Origin of the sequence: Mediterraneibacter sp. 210702-DFI.5.30 (assembly GCF_020560115.1) — a bacterium.
Lineage (GTDB): Bacteria > Bacillota > Clostridia > Lachnospirales > Lachnospiraceae > Mediterraneibacter > Mediterraneibacter faecis.
Genome location: NZ_JAJCME010000003.1, coordinates 233,230 through 254,522, shown reverse-complemented (window position 1 = coordinate 254,522; position 21,293 = coordinate 233,230). Strand labels below are relative to the sequence as shown.

General features: G+C 41.1%; 17 protein-coding genes and 1 riboswitch. Of the genes, 14 read left to right on the top strand and 3 right to left on the bottom strand.

All coding sequences use genetic code 11. From position 1 onward, the window contains the following. Window positions 1-15 precede the first annotated feature (15 nt). Genes folE through folK form a run of 4 tightly spaced genes read left to right on the top strand, consistent with a single transcriptional unit; the run spans window position 16 to window position 2,767 of the window. Window positions 16-573, top strand: a complete 558-nt coding sequence (folE, locus tag LI126_RS04845) for a GTP cyclohydrolase I FolE (protein WP_055170872.1) — start codon at window positions 16-18, stop codon at window positions 571-573. Between the two features lie 46 nt (window positions 574-619). Beyond that, entirely contained in the window at window positions 620-1,111 is a 492-nt protein-coding gene (locus tag LI126_RS04840; RefSeq protein WP_055171201.1) for an HD domain-containing protein, read from the top strand. Further along, on the top strand, window positions 1,108-1,923 hold the full coding sequence (folP, locus tag LI126_RS04835) for a dihydropteroate synthase (RefSeq protein ID WP_015527869.1): 816 nt from the start codon (window positions 1,108-1,110) through the stop codon (window positions 1,921-1,923). The genes LI126_RS04840 and folP overlap by 4 nt, the downstream gene beginning before the upstream one ends. Window positions 1,924-1,930: 7 nt before the next feature. Continuing rightward, window positions 1,931-2,767: a 2-amino-4-hydroxy-6-hydroxymethyldihydropteridine diphosphokinase gene (gene folK, locus LI126_RS04830; RefSeq protein WP_055171203.1), complete on the top strand. Its 837-nt coding sequence runs from the start codon at window positions 1,931-1,933 to the stop codon at window positions 2,765-2,767. A 179-nt stretch (window positions 2,768-2,946) separates the two neighbouring features. Here folK and aroA read toward each other — a convergent pair whose 3' ends face one another. Together aroA and LI126_RS04820 are read right to left on the bottom strand one after the other, a co-directional pair. Further along, the gene (gene aroA / locus LI126_RS04825; protein ID WP_055170874.1) at window positions 2,947-4,245 is read right to left on the bottom strand and encodes a 3-phosphoshikimate 1-carboxyvinyltransferase; all 1,299 of its coding nucleotides are present in this window, start codon (window positions 4,243-4,245) and stop codon (window positions 2,947-2,949) included. 23 nt (window positions 4,246-4,268) lie between these two features. Then, window positions 4,269-5,366 carry a prephenate dehydrogenase gene (locus LI126_RS04820; RefSeq protein ID WP_117826206.1) on the bottom strand — a complete coding sequence of 366 codons (1,098 nt, stop codon included), beginning with the start codon at window positions 5,364-5,366 and terminating at the stop codon, window positions 4,269-4,271. 341 nt (window positions 5,367-5,707) lie between these two features. On the opposite strand from LI126_RS04820, the gene LI126_RS04815 reads away from it, so the two are divergent. The 4 genes from LI126_RS04815 to LI126_RS04800 all read left to right on the top strand — a co-directional run bounded on the left by LI126_RS04815 (window position 5,708) and on the right by LI126_RS04800 (window position 12,750). Beyond that, window positions 5,708-7,783 (top strand): elongation factor G, encoded by a 2,076-nt coding sequence (locus LI126_RS04815; protein ID WP_178741316.1) that lies wholly within the window; start codon window positions 5,708-5,710, stop codon window positions 7,781-7,783. A gap of 281 nt (window positions 7,784-8,064) precedes the next feature. Continuing rightward, window positions 8,065-9,423 carry a Trk system potassium transporter TrkA gene (gene trkA, locus LI126_RS04810; RefSeq protein ID WP_117497308.1) on the top strand — a complete coding sequence of 453 codons (1,359 nt, stop codon included), beginning with the start codon at window positions 8,065-8,067 and terminating at the stop codon, window positions 9,421-9,423. A gap of 10 nt (window positions 9,424-9,433) precedes the next feature. Continuing rightward, window positions 9,434-10,879 (top strand): TrkH family potassium uptake protein, encoded by a 1,446-nt coding sequence (locus LI126_RS04805; protein WP_055170886.1) that lies wholly within the window; start codon window positions 9,434-9,436, stop codon window positions 10,877-10,879. A 188-nt stretch (window positions 10,880-11,067) separates the two neighbouring features. Then, on the top strand, window positions 11,068-12,750 hold the full coding sequence (locus LI126_RS04800) for a hypothetical protein (protein WP_055170889.1): 1,683 nt from the start codon (window positions 11,068-11,070) through the stop codon (window positions 12,748-12,750). A gap of 120 nt (window positions 12,751-12,870) precedes the next feature. Here the strand turns inward: LI126_RS04800 and LI126_RS04795 are convergent, their stop codons facing one another. Further along, the gene (locus LI126_RS04795) at window positions 12,871-13,290 is read right to left on the bottom strand and encodes a hypothetical protein (protein WP_020435926.1); all 420 of its coding nucleotides are present in this window, start codon (window positions 13,288-13,290) and stop codon (window positions 12,871-12,873) included. A 278-nt stretch (window positions 13,291-13,568) separates the two neighbouring features. Here LI126_RS04795 and LI126_RS04790 point away from each other — a divergent pair, with 278 nt between their 5' ends. From LI126_RS04790 to lepB, 6 genes are all read left to right on the top strand, one after another. Then, window positions 13,569-14,180, top strand: coding sequence for a DUF3793 family protein (locus tag LI126_RS04790; protein ID WP_227164946.1), 612 nt, complete (start codon window positions 13,569-13,571; stop codon window positions 14,178-14,180). A 1-nt stretch (window position 14,181) separates the two neighbouring features. Beyond that, a complete protein-coding gene (locus LI126_RS04785) occupies window positions 14,182-14,607 on the top strand; it encodes a flavodoxin (protein ID WP_015527880.1) in 426 nt (141 codons plus the stop codon). 155 nt (window positions 14,608-14,762) lie between these two features. After that, window positions 14,763-14,869, top strand: a riboswitch (glycine riboswitch). Between the two features lie 2 nt (window positions 14,870-14,871). Then, window positions 14,872-16,284 (top strand): alanine/glycine:cation symporter family protein, encoded by a 1,413-nt coding sequence (locus LI126_RS04780; protein WP_227164945.1) that lies wholly within the window; start codon window positions 14,872-14,874, stop codon window positions 16,282-16,284. Between the two features lie 370 nt (window positions 16,285-16,654). Continuing rightward, on the top strand, window positions 16,655-18,814 hold the full coding sequence (nrdD, locus tag LI126_RS04775) for an anaerobic ribonucleoside-triphosphate reductase (RefSeq protein WP_227164944.1): 2,160 nt from the start codon (window positions 16,655-16,657) through the stop codon (window positions 18,812-18,814). A 129-nt stretch (window positions 18,815-18,943) separates the two neighbouring features. Beyond that, on the top strand, window positions 18,944-20,512 hold the full coding sequence (locus tag LI126_RS04770; protein WP_227164985.1) for a helix-turn-helix domain-containing protein: 1,569 nt from the start codon (window positions 18,944-18,946) through the stop codon (window positions 20,510-20,512). Window positions 20,513-20,753: 241 nt separating this feature from the next. After that, window positions 20,754-21,281, top strand: coding sequence for a signal peptidase I (lepB, locus tag LI126_RS04765; protein ID WP_227164943.1), 528 nt, complete (start codon window positions 20,754-20,756; stop codon window positions 21,279-21,281). Window positions 21,282-21,293: the final 12 nt, after the last annotated feature.

Sequence of the window (21,293 nt, the reverse complement as noted above, 5' to 3'; positions counted from 1 at the left end):
GGAGAGAAATATAAAATGATAGATCATGAAAAAGTAGAACAGGCAGTCCGTCTTTTGTTGGAAGGAATCGGTGAAGATGTGAACCGCGAAGGTCTTATAGATACACCTGGCAGGATCGCCAGAATGTATGAAGAGATATATGGTGGAATGGAAGAAGATGCGGGAGTTCATCTTATGAAGACATTTACGGTAGAAAGCAGTGAGATGGTGATAGAGAAAGATATTACATTCTATTCAACCTGTGAGCATCATTTACTGCCTTTTTATGGAAAAGCCCATATTGCCTATATTCCGGATGGTAAGGTGGTAGGACTGAGTAAGCTGGCGCGTACGGTAGAAGTATTTGCAAGAAGACTTCAGCTCCAGGAGCAGCTGACAGGACAGATTGCAGACGCATTGATGGAGTATATGCAGCCGAAGGGAGCTCTTGTTATGGTGGAAGCAGAGCATATGTGTATGACAATGCGCGGAATCAAGAAACCGGGAAGCCAGACAGTTACGTTGGCACGGAGAGGTGTGTTTGAGACAGACCCGACATTAGAAGAAAGATTCTTCCGTATGCTTGGAAGATAAAGAATACGTAAAGGAAAAGAAGTGAACAGACTTGAAACAGGAAAATATGTATCGGTTAAACGAAGTGGTCCATCACTGGATCTATCAGGATTATTATGGAAGAATCAAGCGGTTAGAGAAGGAGCGTATCTTTTGCTGTCATCAGATGACACATCTTCTGGATGTAGCAAGGATCGCATATATTAAAAATCTGGAAGAGAACCTTGGGTTTGAGAAAGATGTGATCTATACGGCAGCAGTACTTCATGACATTGGAAAATCATTTCAATATAAATGGACAATTCCACATGAAGTAGCAGGTGAAAAGATTGCAAAAGAGATTTTAACAACATTACCTGAAGATGCACAGTTTACAGAAGAGGAACAGCAACAGATTCTTCGGGCTATCCGTGGTCATCGCAGAAAACATGAGGGAATGGAACCAATTGAAGAATTGTTTTATGATAGTGACAAACGCTCGCGTATGTGCCATTCCTGCCCGGCACAGAAACAGTGTAACTGGACGGAAGAAGAGAAGAATATGGAGATAGAGATATGAGAATTGGCGGAAAAGAATTTGACCTGAAGAAAAATACCTATATCATGGGAATTCTGAATGTAACACCGGATTCCTTTTCTGACGGAGGAAGATACGACGGATTGGATCGTGCAATCGAACATGCGAAGCAGATGATTCAGGAAGGTGTGGACATCATTGATGTCGGTGGAGAATCAACTCGTCCGGGACATGTACAGATTACAGAAGAGGAAGAAATTGCGCGTGTTGTTCCGGTAATCCGAAAACTCAAAGAAGAATTTGATATTCCGGTATCGATTGATACTTATAAAAGTGCAGTTGCAGCAGCGGCAATTGAAGCAGGCGCGGATCTTGTGAATGATATCTGGGGATTAAAATATGATTCTAAGATGGCAGGATTGATAGCAAAAACAGGAGTAGCGTGTTGTCTGATGCATAATCGCGAGAATACAGATTATCAGAATTTCCTTGCAGACTTTATGGATGACATGAAAGAATGTGTGAAGATTGCGAAGGACGCGGGGATTGCAGATGATAGGATCATTCTTGATCCAGGCGTTGGATTTGGCAAGACATACGAGATGAATCTCGAAATTATTGATAAACTTGAAATAATGAAAGAACTTGGATATCCGGTACTTCTTGGAACTTCAAGAAAATCAGTGATCGGTCTGACACTGGATCTTCCGGTAGAAGAACGTGAAGAGGGAACGATGGTTACAACAGTTTACGGAGTGCAGAAGGGTTGTGCATTTGTCCGTGTTCATGATGTGGAGAAGAATAAGAGAGCAATCCGTATGACAAGAGCATTAATGAGAGAACATGAGGTATAGAGGACAGATGCAGAAGAAGTTCGATGAAATCAGAATTGAAGATCTGGAAGTGTTTGCAAATCATGGTGTGTTTCCGGAGGAAAATACGTTAGGACAGAAGTTTGTTGTCTCAGCAGTGCTTTTTACAGATACCAGGATGGCGGGAAAAACAGATGATCTGACAGCGTCCATCCACTACGGAGAAGTTAGTGCATTTATTACTGAGTTTTTACAGAAAAATACCTATCAGTTATTAGAACGTGCAGCGGAAGAACTGGCTGAAGCGTTGCTTCTTGAGTGGGACAGAATAGAAAAAATATCTATAGAGATCAAGAAACCATGGGCGCCTGTAAGACTTCCGTTAAAAACAGTCAGCGTGAAGATAGAGCGTGGCTGGCACACAGCATACATTGCGTTAGGATCTAACATTGGGGACAGTAAGATGTATCTGGATAATGCAGTAAAGGCATTGAATGAACTTCCGACAAGTAAAGTTGAGGTCGTATCTGAATATCTTGTGACACCTCCCTACGGAGTGACAGATCAGCCGGATTTCCTGAACGGCTGTCTGAAACTTCGCACGCTGCTTTATCCATATGAGCTTTTAGCTGAATTGAACAGAATTGAGAAAGAAGCAGGAAGAGAGCGAATCATTCACTGGGGTCCGAGAACATTAGATCTGGATATTATTTTTTATGACGATCTTGTTCTTGAAGAGGCGGATCTGTGTATTCCGCATGTAGAGATGCACAAGAGAAAATTCGTGCTGGAACCGTTGGGAGAGATCGCTCCGTATAAGCGCCATCCGATAAGTGGAAAAAGCGTTTGCGAGATGCTTGTTGAACTGAAAGAAAATGATAATTAGAGGCTGTTAAAAACTATGAGAAACACGCTCTGCGAGTTTCTCAAGTTATCGCGACAGTCGCCAAGGTCTCGTGCAAGCACGGACTTTGGCTCGTTGTTCGCGTAAATAAGAGCTGGACAGAAGTATATTGAAAACTTCTGTTCAGCTCTTTGTGGTTGAAAAATGTCTGAGCAACTCTTTTAGAGCAGTTGCTCAAAGGTGTCATAAAATGTTGGGTAAGACACATCTACGCATTTACTGTCAAGAATCTTTGTAGTACCTTCTGCAACAAGTGCAGCAATACTGAATGCCATTGCAATTCTGTGGTCTAACAAAGTATGAATAGAAGCACCATGAAGAGGTCTTCCGCCATTGATGATCATTCCGTCTTCAGTAGGTGTTACATCACAGCCCATTGCTTTCAGATTATCTGTTACAGTCTCAATACGATCAGTTTCTTTGACTTTCAGTTCGGCAGCATCTTTGATTATAGTAGTACCTTCTGCCATGGCTGCCATAACTGCAATAACCGGAATCTCATCGATCAAAGTTGGGATGATGTCTCCTTCGATTGTAGTTCCATGCAGTCTACTTGTGCGGACAAGAACATCTGCAATTCTTTCCCCACCTTCTGTACGTTCGTTAAGGAGGGTGATATCACCACCCATATCTTCACATACTCTCAAGATTCCTGCACGTGTCGGGTTGATTCCTACATTTTCTACAAGAATTTCAGAATCAGGGACGATCAGTCCGGCAGCAATGAAATAAGCAGCGGAAGAGATGTCTCCCGGAACTGTGATTTCCTGTCCGTAAAGTTCTTCACAAGGACGGATGATAGCGGTTGCTTTGGAAGAACCAATCTCAAAAGTAGAGCGGATATCTGCACCGAATTCTTTCAGCATTAATTCTGTATGGTTTCTGGAAAGACTCGGTTCTGTGACAGAGGTCTCTCCATCTGCGTAAAGACCGGCGAGCAGCAGACAGGATTTCACCTGCGCACTGGCAACCGGCGAATCATAATGGATTCCATGAAGCTGCGCAGGGGTAATATAAAGCGGGGCACATCCATTGCGGAGAATACTGGAAATATGTGCGCCCATCTGTGTCAATGGTTCAATGATTCTTTTCATTGGGCGGGAGTTCAGTGATTCATCTCCGGACAATTTAGAGTCAAACGGCTGTCCGGCGAGAATACCGGAAATCAGTCTCGTTGTTGTTCCGCTGTTTCCCACATCAAGGATCTTCTCCGGAGCACTCAGTCCATGCAATCCCTTTCCGTGTACGATAACGGAAGAATAATCGCTCTCAACTTCAATCTCAATACCAAGCTCTCTGAAACAACGGATAGTCGCGAGACAGTCGGCACCAGAGAGAAAGTTGTGGATCTGCGTCGTTCCGTTTGCAATCGAGCCGAACATAATGCAGCGGTGGGAGATGGATTTGTCTCCCGGTATTGTAACTTTTCCTTTTAATCCTGTAATATTACATAATTCCATAATCTTATTCCTCATTTCTGCTATCAGACTTCATAGATGACATAGCGGTATTTCTGCAAAAGTACAGAAGCTCTGTTTGCAGAATCTTCATCATAAAATTCAATACGAAGAACTCCTTCCTCAAATTCACGGTTGTGGATGATTCCGATGTTCTTGATACTGATGTTATTACTTGCAAGAATTGTGGCAATCGTAGCAATTCCACCTGTTTCATCGATGATATCACAATAAAGTGCAAACTGCTTTTTGATCGGTCCTGCAGATCCGTTCGGCATGGAGTTCCTGTAATCTTTGGAATTCTCAAACAGAGCGTACAGGGCAGGTTCATTTCCTTCATCCACAAGATCCTTTGCATGCGAAAGAGCTTCAATATATTCACCTAAGATCTGGGAGATGTTCTCACTGTTTTTCAGACAGATCTGCTGCCACATGACCGGGGAGGAAGAAGCAATTCTTGTAATATCTTTAAATCCCCCTGCGGCCAACGCTTTCATCATCCCTTCCTTCGAATCCGTATCATGTACAAAATTCACAAGTGTGGATGCAATAATATGCGGCAGGTGGCTGATCGTTCCGGTAATATGATCGTGCTCGTGGTAATCCAGAATAACAGGAAGAGCTTTTAAAGATGAAACAAAGTCTTTGTAAGCATCCACTTTTTCTTCCGCTACTTTAGCAGAAGGAGTCAGGATATAGTATGCATTTTCAATCAAATGAGCTTTGGAATTCATAAATCCGCTCTTCTCAGAACCGGCCATCGGATGTCCACCAATGAAATTTGCTTCCATATCCAAACGAATTACCTCTTCGTGGATGGAAGTCTTCACGCTTCCGACATCTGTGAGAATACAGTTTTCATCCAGGAGATCTTTCAGCTGGGAAAGATAGGCAGCATTGTAAGTGACCGGTGCACAGAGGAAAATGTAGTTACATCCCCTGAAATTGTCATCAATGGATGAACAGGAAGTATGAATAGTGCCTTCCTGGATTGCCAGTGCAAGGGATTCTTTATTTTTATCGAATGCGATGATGTCGTAATCCGGATAATACTGGCGGATTGCCTTCGCAATAGAGCCGCCGATAAGTCCAAGTCCGATAAATCCAATTTTTTTAGCATTCATAGTTGTAAAATCCTTTCTGTTGTTGTGCAAAACATATCTTACTGTTCAGAAATCTTAAATCAGTAAGAAACATATATTCGTATTTTAACACTTTGCTCTGTAAAAGTAAATTGGTAATATTGTGTTGCTGGTCGCACATTGTGTGAACAGCAACACAATATTGCTTCTATATATAAGCGGAGTGTTTTCAAAGAATAGCTTTATGATAGAAAGTTAAAATTGTATAAAATGTAAAAAATAGTTGTAATTAATCAGAATATTTAGTACAATATACCCATGGTATGTATATCGATGACAAAAAAACGATGTGCATAATAGCTACATAACAAGGAGGCAGCAGTATGAAGGTTTACAGAACAGACGAAATCAGAAATGTGGTATTACTTGGTCATGGTGGAAGCGGAAAGACAAGTCTTGCAGAGGCGATGCTCTACGTATCAGGTGCAACGAATCGTATGGGAAAGATTTCCGAATCCAATACGGTGAGCGATTTTGATAAAGAGGAGCAGAAACGTGGATTTTCAATCAGCACAAGTCTGGTACCGATCGAGTGGGAGAAAGCGAAGATCAATATTCTTGACACACCGGGATATTTTGATTTTGTCGGAGAAGTAGAAGAGGCAGTCAGTGCAGCAGATGCAGCGGTTATCGTAGTATCTGGTAAGGCAGGAGTACAGGTTGGAACGGAAAAAGCATGGGAGCTTTGTGACAAATATAATCTGCCGAGAATGATCTATGTGACAGAGATGGATGTGGATGATGCAAGTTTCCGTCAGGTAGTAGCAGATCTGACAGAGAGATATGGAAAGAAAATCGCACCACATTTCCAGCCGATCCGTGAGAATGAGAAGCTTGTAGGATATATTAATATTATTAAGAATGCCGGAAGAAGATATACAGGCATTGGACAGAGAGAAGAGTGCGAGATTCCGGATTACTGTATGCCGAACCTTGAGATTTTGAGAGATTCTCTTATGGAAGCTGTGGCAGAGACAAGTGAAGAGTTTATGGAGCGCTATTTTAATGGTGAGGAATTCTCTATAGAAGAGATCCGTGCAGCCATGAGAACAGAAGTAATGGATGGGGATATCGTACCGGTTGCGATGGGATCCAATATCCAGGCACAGGGAGTAGCCAATCTGCTTTCAGATATTGTTCGTTTCTTCCCAAGTCCGGATAAGAGAACCTGTGCAGGAATCAACCGCAGAACAAACGAGATTTTTGAAGCAAATTATGATTTCGCAAAAGCAAAATCAGCGTATGTATTTAAGACAATGGTAGATCCATTTATTGGAAAATACTCTTTCGTAAAGGTATGCTCCGGAGTACTTAAAGGAGATGATGTACTTTATAATGCAGACACAGACGCAGAAGAGAAACCAGGTAAACTTTATACCATGTGCGGAAGTAAGCCAAGCGAAGTGACAGAGCTTTTCGCAGGTGATATCGGAGCAATCGGTAAACTGACAAATACAAGAACAGGAGATACTCTTTCCGTAAAGGGAACACCGGTATCTTATGCAAAGACAGATTATTCTGTACCATATACATATATGAAGTATCGCGTAAAGAATAAAGGCGATGAAGATAAGGTATCACAGGCTCTTGCAAGAATGACAGCAGAAGATGTTACATTGAAAGCTGTGAATGACAGTGAGAACAGACAGTCTCTTCTTTATGGAATGGGTGAGCAGCACCTTGAGATCGTAGCAAGTAAACTGGCGGCAAGATATAAAGTAGAGATCACACTGGAGACACCAAAAGTTGCATTCCGTGAGACAATCCGTAAGAATTCTGACGTTGATTCCAAGTATAAGAAACAGAGCGGCGGACATGGACAGTACGGACATGTTAAGATGAAATTCGAACCATCAGGAGATCTCGAAACTCCATTTGTATTCGAAGAATGTGTTGTTGGAGGAGCAGTTCCGAAGAACTATTTCCCGGCGGTAGAGAAAGGTTTGCAGGAATCTGTAGTGAAAGGACCTCTTGCCGGATATCCGGTAGTTGGTGTGAAAGCTACTTTATACGACGGATCCTATCATCCGGTAGACTCTTCGGAGATGGCATTTAAGACAGCTACAATCCAGGCATTCAAGAAAGGATTCCTGGAGGCATCTCCAGTACTTCTTGAACCAATCGCATCCCTGAAAGTTACAGTTCCGGATGATTACACAGGAGATATCATGGGAGACCTGAACAAACGCAGAGGCCGTGTGCTTGGCATGACACCGGTAGCCGGAGGAAAGCAGGTTATTGAAGCAGATATTCCAATGACAGGACTGTTTGGCTATTGCACAACACTTCGCTCCATGACAGGTGGAAGAGGATCTTACGAATATACATTTGCAAGATATGAGCAGGCTCCATCTGATGTACAGGAGAAAGAAATTGCTGCAAGAGCAGAAGAAGCATAATTAAAGATTCAGGCAATACAAAGAGTGTGTTATCCGGCTGATAAAAAGGAGTGGGTAGCACGCTCTTATTGCTTGTTTTAGAAAAAACAGTAACATTGTATTTCACAAAAAAATCACAAGTTTGAGAATATGGTTGTACTTTCAAAACAAAGATGCTATAATTCATCTGCCTGTCTGCATTAGACAGGTATGTTGTTGTTTATGAAATCCTGTGAACAGTGACATAAAGTGACTGTGTAGAGCAGTTATAAGATTATTATAATAATATGAGGGATAAGAAAATGAGGATTATTATTATCGGTGACGGAAAGGTTGGTTACAAGCTTGCCAAGCAACTTTCCGCCGAGAAATATGACATTATAATGATTGACAGTAATGAAAATAAGTTGAGATTTGCTATGGATCGTCTGGATATTGCCTGCGTGACGGGAGATGGCGCAGACGCAGAAGTACTTAAACAGGCAGATGTAGCGCATGCCGACCTGGTGATTGCTTGTACATCAGCAGATGAATGCAATATGTTAAGCTGTCTGATCGCCAGAAAATTAGGTGCAAGACATACGATTGCCCGTGTGCGTAATCCGATTTATTATCGTCAGATCGGACTTCTGAAAGAAGATCTGCATCTTAGTATGGCTGTAAACCCGGAACTTATCGTGGCAGATGAGATTAGCAGACTTCTGCTCTTCCCGGATGCGAGTCAGGTGGAGACTTTTGTGAAGGGACGTGTAGAATTGATTGAATTACCGGTTGCGGAGGGAAGCAGCCTGGCAGGGTTAAGCCTTGCGGAAATGTATAACCGGTTCCAGATCCGTCTGCTTGTCTGTGCAGTGGAACATGGAGATGAAGTTTGCATTCCAGATGGAGAATACAGGATGCGTGCAGGAGACCGTCTGCATATTGCGGCATCTCATAAAGATTTAGAGGCATTTTTTAAAGCAAATGGAAAGCGTAAGGACAAAATCAAAAAAGTCATTATTTGTGGAGCCGGAAGAGTTGGTTACTATCTTGCACTTCAGCTTAGCACACTTGGTATGCAGGTGAAGATTATAGAACAGAATCGCCAGAGATGTGAAGAACTTTGCGAATTACTTCCAAAAGCAACCATTATTAATGGAGATGCAACAGATCACGATCTTCTTGTAGAAGAAGGGATTGATGAAGCGGATGCATTTGTTTCCCTGACAGGGATGGATGAAGAGAACATTATACTTTCTCTTTTTGCAAAGAGTCAGAATGTGGACAAAATTGTTACGAAAGTCAATGAAGACAGACGCGCACGTATGGTAGAAGACTTTGGAATTGACAGTATTGTTTCTGTTAAAACAGCTACAGCAGACGCAATCATGAGTTATGTCAGAGCGCGTAAAAACTCTCAGGGAAGTGCGAATGTTGAGACAATGTATCAATTGGTTGATGACAAAGTTGAAGCACTGGAATTTATTGTTAAGGCTGAGACAAATTATACAGGAATTCCATTGAAGAATCTCTCGTTGAAACCGAATAATCTGATTGCATGTATTGCAAGAAAACGTCAGATCATTCTTCCGAGCGGAGATGATTGTATTCAGGTAGGAGATAATGTGATCATTATCACGATGGAAAAACAGATTGAAGATATTAAAGATATTTTAATGTAGGTGCAGCGCGATGAATAAGAAGATGATAGTATATATTTTGGGAAAAATGATGGGAGTCGAAGGATTACTTCTTCTGATCCCAGCGTTGGTTTCCCTGATATATCATGAAAAAAGCGTAATTTCTTTTCTGATTGTAGCAGCAATCTTGCTCGTAATTTATATGGTGTTCGGAAGGAAGCTTCCGGCTTCAAAGCAGATTTACGGAAAAGAAGGTTTTGTTATTGTTGGGCTTGCATGGATTTTATGGTCCGCATTCGGAGCGCTTCCGTTTGTAATTTCGGGCAGTATTCCACATTATGTTGATGCACTTTTTGAGACGATTTCCGGTTTCACTACAACCGGATCTACAATCCTGGTAGACATCGAGGCTCTGCCAATGGGAATTTCCTTCTGGCGAAGCTTTACACACTGGATCGGTGGTATGGGGGTACTTGTATTTGTTATGATGATCACATCTCTGGATGATGAGAATGCAATGCCGCTCATGCGTGCGGAAGTACCGGGACCGGAGGCGGATAAGCTTGTCCCAAAGGCAAGACATACCGCAAGACTTTTATATGGAATGTATTTTGTTCTGACAGCAGCAGAAGTGGTTTTTCTGCTTTTTGGCGGAATGAACTTGTATGATGCACTTTTACATGCATTCAGTACTGCCGGAACGGGAGGATTTTCTAATAGAGCTGCAAGCGTCAGCTTCTACGACAGTGCATATATTGATGGTGTGATCACAGTATTTATGATTTTGTTTGGAATTAACTTTAACTTGTACTTTTTCATATTGCTCAAAGACTGGAAATCCATTCTGAAAAATGAAGAGCTGTGGGCATATCTTGGAATAGTAGGTGTGTCAATCGCTATAATCACAGGAAATATCCTCAAGATTTATGGAACGGTTGCACATGCATTCCGCTATGCATCTTTCCAGGTCGGTTCGATCATTACGACAACCGGATTTGCAACCGCAGATTATGACCAGTGGCCGGAACTCTCGAAATCAATATTATTGGCACTTATGTTTGTGGGAGCCTGTGCAGGATCCACCGGAGGAGGTATTAAAGTAAGCCGTTTATTGATCATCGTGAAATCAATCCGCAGAGAAGTGCGTAAGATGTTACATCCGAACGCCGTTACGATCATCAAAGTCAATGGCAAAAAAATCGGACAGGATACATTGAAGAATGTAAATCTCTATCTGACGTGTTACATTATAATTATGATTGTATCAATTTTACTTGTCTCTATTGATAATTTTGATTTTGCGACAACATTTAGTGGAGTACTTACTACGATGAGCAATGTAGGACCTGGAATTTCAAAGGTAGGACCTGTGATGAATTTCCACCCATTTTCAGCAGTATCCAAGCTGGTATTCTGCTTTGATATGCTGATTGGAAGATTAGAGATCTTCCCATACCTGCTTCTTCTTTCTCCGGAACTTTGGAGAAGAAGATTCTAGACGATTTTTTGTTAATTATGTGCGGAAAAATTTGAATGAAACAGATTTTTTCGCACATTTTATTTTTATATGATAAAATGGTAACTGTTCAGAGCTAAGCAAAATTTCAAAAAACAGGTGTAAAATGCGTAGCATTTTGGAGGTTGGCTCTGAACAATTACGTAAAATGAAAGAAAGGAAGAGGTGAGATGAACAAATTTAAAATGAAAGTGACAGCTGTCATAGGAGTGATTCTGTTGATTGGAATCTATTACTATGTGACACTCCCGGCGATCAATATTCATGCCTCAGAATTCTGGATGTATCTTGTGGTGTTGGTCATTCTGGCAGCTGTGGTATTTATCAGAAAGAAAAATTTAAACCGTTACGACTGGAAAGAGTCAAAGGGATTAAAGGTGATCCTTGGAATCCTTGCGGTGCTTGTGATCGCATATGTGGCAGGATCAGTTTTGTCTTCTCCAATTGTGAATGCGAAGAAGTATCAGGAACTTTTGACGGTGAAGAATGGAGAATTTACGAAAGATATCGAAGAATTATCTTTTGATCAGATTCCATTGCTGGATAAGGATTCAGCAGAGCTTCTCGGTGACAGGAAGATGGGAAGTATGGTAGATATGGTATCCCAGTTCGAGGTAGATGAACTGTATTCCCAGATCAACTATCAGGATCAGCCGGTGAGAGTTTCTCCTTTGAAATATGCCAGCGTGATCAAATGGTTTACGAACATGAGAGAAGGAATCCCGGCCTATATCAAGATTGATATGGCAACACAGAATACGGAACTCGTAAAACTGAGTGAAGGGATGAAGTACACGACAAGTGATCATTTTAACAGAAATATTTACCGTCATCTGAGATTTAACTATCCGACCTATATTTTTAATGATCTGAGTTTTGAAATTGATGAAGACGGGGTTCCGTACTGGATTTGCCCGGTGAAGAAGTACAATATCGGATTATTCGGTGGAACAACAATCGGAAGAGTTGTACTTTGCAATGCGATCACAGGAGAAACGAAGGATTATGCAGTTGAGGATGTCCCACAGTGGGTTGACAGAGTATATTCCGCAGATCTGTTAGTTGAGCTTTATAATTATCACGGAACATTGAAACATGGTTTCTTTAATAGTGTATTGGGGCAGAAAGACTGCTTGAATACAACTGACGGATACAATTATCTTGCAATCGATGACGATGTATGGGTATACACAGGTGTTACCTCGATTACCGGAGACCAATCGAATGTAGGGTTTGTTCTGATGAATCAGAGAACAATGGAGACAAAGTTCTATGAGATTGAAGGAGCAACAGAGAGTTCAGCGATGTCTTCCGCAGAAGGGCAGGTACAGAATCTGCACTATACGGCAACATTCCCACTGCTTTTAAATATTTCCGGTGAACCGACCTATTTCATTGCATTGAAGGATGATGCCGGTCTGGTGAAGAAGTATGCGATGGTAAATGTGCAGAAATATCAGATTGTTGCAATTGGAGATACGGTCAGTGAATGCGAGGAGTCTTACACTAATCTGATGTATAAGAACGGGATCAAGACAGAAGCTGAGGATACAAGATCCGTAGAGACACTGACAGCTAAGATCACAAAGATCGCCCAGGGCGTTATAGACGGTGATTCTCATTATTATATCATGCTTGAAGGTTCGGATGAGATCTTTGATGTATCTGTTGTAGATTTTATTGATATTATCCGGTTTAATGTCGGAGATGAAGTCACAGTTGAGTATAAGAAGGGGGAGCAGGTGGATACAGTTCTTTCCCTGAATGGAAAAGCGAGTGAACAGATCAGCACAAAAGCTGCGAAAGAAGAGCAGGCAGAAGATACGGCAGGGGATTCTGCACAGACAGAATAAGAGAAAGAAGCGAAAAAAAGAAGTACAACCGGAAAACGGAAGTACTTCTTTTTTGATTCCTGAAAACATTTAATTCAGACCCAGAAGGGCGAATCCTGTGTTACACTACGTTGTAAATACTTACAGAACTGTGCATCCAAGTGTGTCAACATCTGCAATCTCAGCTTTATCTGCGCTGACGCTGAGGTAGAAGTCAATCTTGGCATCTTCGGAAATCTTATTTAATTTCTCGATGAATGTCGGAAGACTTTCTAATGTGATATTAGCCTGCTTTAAGATACTGTCAATGAAAACAGCCTCGATATCGTGATTGCCAGCAGCCATACCATAGAGGAAACCTACGAATTCTTCTAAGGTAAGGATGTCAGGATAATCAGCCATCTTGATGACACGGATATTGAAATCTACAGAATAAGTGTCTTTGCTGCTCCTTTTAATAAATACGACATTACCGGAAGAAGTCTTAACCTTCTCGTTTGCAAGATCAATCATCTGCTGTGTTTTTCCGCTGCCTCTTGGGCCTGTGATTAAATTTACCATGGCGAATCTCTCCTTTATGTAAGTGTGTATAATGTTTGAGATTTTCTCACCTCTCAAATATTTATAAATTCATTATACACTAAAGATATGTGAGTAACAACTAAAAAAGTGTTAAAATTTGAAAAAGTTTTATGCGGAATTACCATAAGAAATGAGCAGTAAGATGCCATCACGGTAATGAGAAAAGTTCTCAAAAACTGTATTGAAAATCATTTTCATTTATGTTAACATAATACTTGAATGAAAACTATTCTCAAAATAAAGCTAAGGAGAACGATATGCCGACGGAAGTATTATCCTACTATCTAAAAAATAAAGACCGGAAGGTGAGGCTTGGGTTTCAGGTTATATTACAGTGTGCGCCTTTTCTGAAAGGGCTTAAAGTATCTGGCCTGATTTCAATGGAAAATGAATCATATTCTGAATTGGAAGAAATGTTTTCCGGGATGGAGATCGATTTTTATAAATTATCTTGCTCAGAGGGGAAATGCCTTGTCCTTTTCTATCGCCCCAAAGAGCTGGAAGAATATATGAACCAGCCAAAACTCCGCGAACTGATCGGACAATACGGATATAAGGAAAGCAATATCGAGGAAATGCTGGCACATCTGTCAGAACGTATCTGCGAGTGTACTGCACAAGGAATTGGATTCCCACATGAGATTGGGGCTTTTCTCGGATATCCGACGGCAGATGTGCAGAGCTTTATTGAAAAAGAAGGCAGAGATTTTATTATGACAGGATACTGGAAAGTATATAGTAATCCTGAAAAAGCGAGAATGATTTTTCATGAATATGACCGTGCAAAGGTTTGTGCGGTGAATGAGTATCTGGATGGGAAAAACATCCGTGAAATTGCATTGAATCAAAGAAAGTGGAGGAATTTATAAAATGAGTATATCAGTTGTATATTGGAGTGGAACCGGTAATACACAGGCAATGGCAGAGGCGGTTGCCGAAGGAATCAAAGCGGCAGGTCAGGAAGCAGAACTTCTGGAAGTAGGGGATGCAGATGCAAAGACAGTGGCAGAAGAAGCTGCATTTGCGCTTGGGTGCCCGGCGATGGGGGCAGAGGTGCTTGAAGAATCTGAGATGGAACCATTTGTAGAAGAACTGGAATCTTATGTGTCAGGGAAGAAGATTCTTCTGTTCGGTTCTTATGGATGGGGAGACGGAGAATGGATGAGAGACTGGGCAGACCGCATGAAAAATGCTGGGGCACAGTTGATCCGTGAAGAAGGAATCATCGCAAATGAGGCTCCGGAGGATGACGTACTTGAAGAACTTAAGGCAGCAGGAAAAGAGCTGGCAGAATAATCTTATTGTTAATGTTTATTAATAAATATTAGTATTCTTAATTGAAAAAATGTTTGAAACGTATTGCATTTCTTATAACATAGTGCTATTCTTAATTTTATCGTGTTAAAGCACGAAAGAGAAAACTTGCTGTCATTTACATCTGACGTGAATGACAGCAATACTCAGGAGAGTCTCTTTAAAAAGAGCGCCGAAGGTGTAAGCGGTCATGGATGCAGTTACATGCCGCGAGTCTCTCAGGCAAAAGGATGGAGGAATAAAGAAATGTTTGCACAAATCGACAAAATCATCACTGCAATCGACAATGCTGTGTGGGGGCTTCCGTTGATCTGCCTCATCATGGCAACAGGTATCTTTCTAACAGCCAGACTTGGTCTTGTACAGATCAGGCATCTTGGCAAAGCTTTCAAATTCATGTTTAAAGATGAAGAAGACGGTAGCGGAGAAGTGACCAGCTTTGGGGCACTTTGTACGGCTCTGTCAGCAACAATCGGAACCGGTAATATCACAGGTGTTGCAACAGCAATCGCACTTGGTGGTCCGGGAGCATTGTTCTGGATGGTTATTGCGGCATTCTTTGGAATGGCGACAAAATACGCAGAAGGTCTTCTGGCAATCAAATATCGTACAATCGACGAAGACGGGCATGTACTCGGCGGACCATTCTATTATATTGAAAATGGAATGGGTAAGAAGTGGACATGGCTTGCGAAGATTTTCGCATTCTTCGGAGCCGGAGTTGGTCTCTTCGGAATCGGTACATTTACACAGGTAAACAGTATTGCATCAGCGGTTAAGAATTTCTTTGATCCGGATATGGCACATACAATTTCCCTGTTCGGAGGAAATTATTCATGGGCTACTGTGATCGCAGGATTATTCCTGACAGTGTGTGTAGGTCTTGTAGTTCTTGGAGGAATCCAGAGAATTGCTAAAGTATCAGAAATTATCGTACCATTTATGGCAGTTCTTTATGTAGGACTTGCAGTAATCATCATTATTACAAATATCACAGCTGTTCCGACAGCACTGGCTTCTATCGTGAAATCTGCATTTACAGGAAGTGCACTTGCAGGAGGAGCGGTTGGATCCATGTTCGTAGCAATGCAGAAAGGTGTTGCAAGAGGAATCTTCTCAAACGAGTCCGGACTTGGTAGTGCACCGATCGCAGCAGCTGCAGCAAGAACAAAAGAACCGGTCCGTCAGGGACTTGTGTCTATGACAGGAACATTTATTGATACAATTGTAATCTGTACAATGACAGGACTTTCTATCGTGATCGCCGGTTCCTGGCTGAACCCGGAACTTGAAGGTGTGGCAATCACAATGGATGCTTTCCAGAAAGGACTTCCATTCCCATCGTTCGTAGCGACATTCTCCCTGATGCTGTGTCTTGTATTCTTTGCATTCACAACAATTCTCGGATGGAACTATTACGGCGAGAGATGCGTGGAATACCTGTTTAACAGAAATAAAGGAGTTGTAATGGGATATCGTATCCTGTATATCCTTGCAGTATTCATTGGACCTTATATGACAGTAAAAGCAGTATGGAATATCGCAGATATCTTCAATGCACTGATGGCATTCCCGAACCTGATCGCACTTCTTGCATTGAACGGAGTGATCATCAAAGAGACAAGAGATTTCCATGCAAAACATAACGGATCTTATTAGAAAAAGAATTGACCGAATTATCTGTGAATTCGAAAAATAAATAGAATTATTACCTGAAATAAAACGAAAGAAAAGGCAGCCAAAGTCCTTGAATAAGGACCGTTGGCTGCCTTTTCCGCAGGTGTGAAAGGAGAATGAGTAGACAGATAATTCATAGACAGTTTTGATTTTGTATAACAGATGGAGTAAAGATTATCAGTTAAATGAAAAACTCAAAAAATGTAGCAGATGTTCTGAAAATACATGATACTGTGTTTTGGGGATTGCATTATACTATATTTTGTATTAGAATAAGTATCAGACAGCACGATAGAAACGGATAAAACACAAGATATCGTGCAAGAATAAGAAAAAGTGAGGAGACTGATCAATGAAAATTATCAAGCGAAATGGGTCGGAAGAGACATTTGATATACAGAAAATTGTGGTTGCTGTGACGAAAGCGGATAAGGATAATGGGGAGCGTACGCTGACAGACAGCCAGATTGAAGATATCGCAGAATATGTGGAATTCAAGTGTAACAAGTTGAATCGTGCAGTATCCGTAGAAGAGATCCAGGATATGGTAGAGAATCAGATTATGGCTACCGGAGCTTTTGAACTTGCACGTAAGTATGTAAGATATCGTTATAAGAGATCCCTCGTACGTAAGGCGAATACAACAGACAATCGTATTCTGTCACTGATTGAGTACAACAACGAGGATGTAAAGCAGGAGAACTCGAACAAGAACCCGGCAGTCAACAGCGTACAGAGAGATTATATGGCAGGAGAGGTCAGCCGTGACCTGACAACAAGAATGCTTCTCCCACATGATATTGTGGAGGCAGACAGAGAAGGAATCATTCACTTCCATGATTCTGACTATTATGCACAGCATATGCACAACTGTGATCTTGTGAATCTGGAGGATATGCTTCAGAACGGAACCGTGATCAGCGGTACAATGATTGAAAAACCACACAGCTTCTCTACAGCATGTAATATCGCAACTCAGATTATTGCCCAGGTTGCAAGTAACCAGTATGGTGGACAGAGCATCTCACTTGCTCATCTGGCACCGTTTGTAGATGTTTCCAGAGAGAAGATCCGCAAGGAAGTGATCAGCGAGCAGGAACTGGTCGGAATGGAATATCCGGAAGATGTGCTCAATGAGATCGTAGAGAGAAGACTGAAGAAAGAGATTACAAAGGGTGTCCAGACAATCGAATATCAGGTGATCACACTGATGACAACAAACGGACAGGCACCGTTCCTTACAGTTTTCATGTATTTGAACGAGGCAAAGAACGAGAGAGAGAAGAAAGACCTGGCGATGATTATCGAAGAGACACTTCGTCAGCGTTATCAGGGAGTTAAGAATGAAGCAGGAGTATGGGTGACACCGGCATTTCCGAAACTGATCTATGTTCTGGAAGAAGATAATATCGAAGAAGGAAGCGAATATTATTATCTGACAGAACTTGCTGCAAAGTGTACTGCAAAGCGTCTTGTTCCGGATTACATTTCCGAGAAAAAGATGAAAGAGCTTAAAGAAGGAAATTGTTTCCCGGTTATGGGATGCAGAAGCTGCTTAAGCCCATGGAAAGACGAGAACGGGAATTACAAGTTCTACGGACGTTTCAATCAGGGAGTTGTTACGATCAATCTTGTTGATGTTGCACTTTCTTCCGGTGGAGATATGGATAAGTTCTGGAAGATCTTTGATGACAGACTGGAACTTTGCTATCGCGCATTGATGTGCAGACACAACCGTCTGAAAGGAACACTGTCTGACGCAGCACCGATTCTGTGGCAGTTCGGAGCACTTGCCCGCCTGAAGAAGGGAGAACCGATTGATAAACTTCTCTATGGAGGATATTCAACGATTTCTCTTGGATATGCAGGACTTTACGAGTGTGTGAAATATATGACAGGAAAATCCCATACAGACCCGGAGGCTACACCATTTGCACTGGATGTTATGAAGCACATGAACGATGCATGTAACCAGTGGAAAGAGGAGACGAACGTTGCTTTCAGTATCTATGGTTCACCGATTGAAAGTACAACCTATAAGTTCGCAAAATGTCTGCAGAAGAGATTTGGCATTGTTCCTGGAATTACAGATAAGAGTTATATTACAAACAGCTATCATGTATTTGTCAGAGAAGAGATTGATGCTTTCTCAAAACTGAAGTTTGAATCTCAGTTCCAGGCACTTTCTTCCGGTGGAGCCATCAGCTATGTAGAAGTTCCGGACATGAAAGACAACATTGCAGCCGTACTTCAGGTCATCCGTTTCATTTATGACAACATTATGTATGCGGAGCTGAATACAAAGAGCGATTACTGTCAGGAGTGTGGATATGACGGAGAGATCCAGATCATAACAGATGAGGAAGGAAAGCTCGTATGGGAGTGTCCGCATTGCGGAAACCGCAATCAGGATACACTGAATGTTGCAAGACGTACCTGCGGATATATCGGAACGCAGTTCTGGAATCAGGGAAGAACGCAGGAGATCAAGGAGAGAGTTCTGCATCTGTAGAATTGATCTCCGACTGGGGAAAAGAGAGTGAGAGAGATCCATGAACTATACAATAAAAGATCTGCTTGATTCGAATCAGTTTCCGGGGATGAAATTGCTCAATAGTGCTTCTGGGGGGGCAATAAGGAGATAAGCGGAATCCAGATTATCGAGACATCGGATATGGAAAGATATTTGGCCGGCGGAGAAATTCTCATGACAAGTCTGAAAGCATATGAAGGCGTCAGTGAGAGCGAATTTCAGAAACATATGGAAGAATTCGTAAAGTTACAGATCAGTGGATTTATTGTAAAGAGAAATCAACAGACAGAGTCACAAAAAAGATTGTTTGATCTTCTGATGCAGTATTCAGAAGAATATCATCTGCCGGTTATAGAAATACCGGCAGATATGTATTATTGGGGAATTATTAAATATGTATTGATGCAGATATTCGATCTGAAGATCGCAAAGCTGTCCTATTTTAAAACAACACATGATAATCTGAGTGTACTTCTGTTAAATGAATTAGACATCTTGAAAAATATTGATAATATTCTTCAGCAGATAGACAGAATGGTTGGAAATCCATTGTCCTTATATGATGAAAACAGGAATTGCATTGCTACTACGGATCCAACGTTGACAGGGTTTGAATTTGCTAAAGAAGTGGAAGAATACAGACCCGATGTCACGGTTGCAAAATATCCCTATCTGCGTCAGACGAGAGTGTATACAGAATACATCAAGAAATTTAATGTTTATACACAGATGGGATTCTATCTGGTTATCACGGAAAAAAATGAAGCATTAACCGCATTAGACTTTATCAGTCTGGAAAATGCAATTGTTGTTTTACAATATCTTTTGATGCGGAGGGCAGCAGAAGAGAACATTGCAAAGAAATACCATAAAGATCTTGGCTACCGCATGTTAAATGGTTCTCTTACCAACACCGAACTTAGAGAAGTGGCAGATATCCTGGGCCTTAAGAAAACAGATGAGTTCCGGGTCATTACCTGTTGTCTGGTGCCGCCAGACAATGCAGCAAAATTCACTCCACTTCAATTGGAAACAACAGAATTTGTAAAACAAGAACTTCTGCATCTGTTACCAAAAAGCTATATTTATTGTAATACGAATCAGATTATCTATATTCATAAAGAACAGGACGAAGAAAGCGAATACGATTTCAGGAAGAACCTGGAGAATATTCAACAGAGCATACAAAATCAACTGATTCAAAAAGAAATAGAGATCAATTTCGTGATCGGTATTGGAAAGCGCGTAAAAGGATACTCACAACTGAAAGAATCGTTTGAAGATTCTCAGACAGCGATCGAATATATAGATATGATTCGAACTGTGATTGGAGATAAAGACAGATCCGTTGTGGATTCTTCAAAACTAGGCTTTTTCCGTATGCTTGCAAAACATGAGAACAAAGAACAACTGTGGGCCTGTATACCGGAATCCTTGTGTAAACTTTATGATTATGATACTCAGAAAAAAGGAGATTTGGTTGATACGTTAGAATGCTTTCTGAACAATAATCAAAGTCAGAAGAAAACCTCAAAAGAGATGTTCGTCCACTATAGAACAATTATGTATCGCTTGCGTAAGATTGTAGAGATAACAGGGATAGACTTTAGTAATCCGGCAGAAATGCTGATTGTCCGTAACGGATTGATGCTGATGCGGATTGTTGAAAAGATGTAGTGAAAAAATCAGATAAAGTTCATAAGAGATTAAAATAATGAGCTGTCGCTTCGTGCGATAGCTCATTATTTTTTTGGCACACTTTAGACAAAAAGAGAGGGCTAAAATATAACCATTTGGCGCATTACACAAAAAATATTAAAAATATATAATTAATTAGTGAAAAAGTTCGAAAGAATAAACGTATTGTTGAAATCATAGGACATTATAGATAGATTAACTCGGATGGGGGAGTTCGCTGGTGGAAGAAAATACCAAAGACAAAAAGAAAAAAGTGGGAAAATACAGGTTTTTATTTCGTTTTATACGAAAAACAGTTGTACTGATCTTGATTATCGTGTGTCTGTTGACATTTGTATTCCAGATTTTCCGAATGACGGGAAACAGCATGTATCCATATGTGAAAGATGGAGACTTCTGTATCTTCTACCGGTTAGACAAGATCTATCTGAATGATGTTGTCCTCTATGAGGATGAAAAGGGGAAAGAGCGGGTAGGACGCATTGTTGCATCCGGAGGTCAAAGTGTTACATTTGCAGAAGAAGGCGGATATCTGGTCAATGATTATCAGCCGATTGAAGAAAATCCATATGAGACTTATAAAGCGGAAAAGGGGAAGGTGAACTATCCGCTGTTGCTAAAAGAAGATGAATACTTTATTTTAAATGATTTCCGGCAGATCACAACTGACAGCCGGGAGCTCGGTGGAATTAAAAAGAGTCAGATCAAAGGAAAGCTTTTATTCCTTATGAGACGAAGGAATTTTTAAAATTGGGGAAAA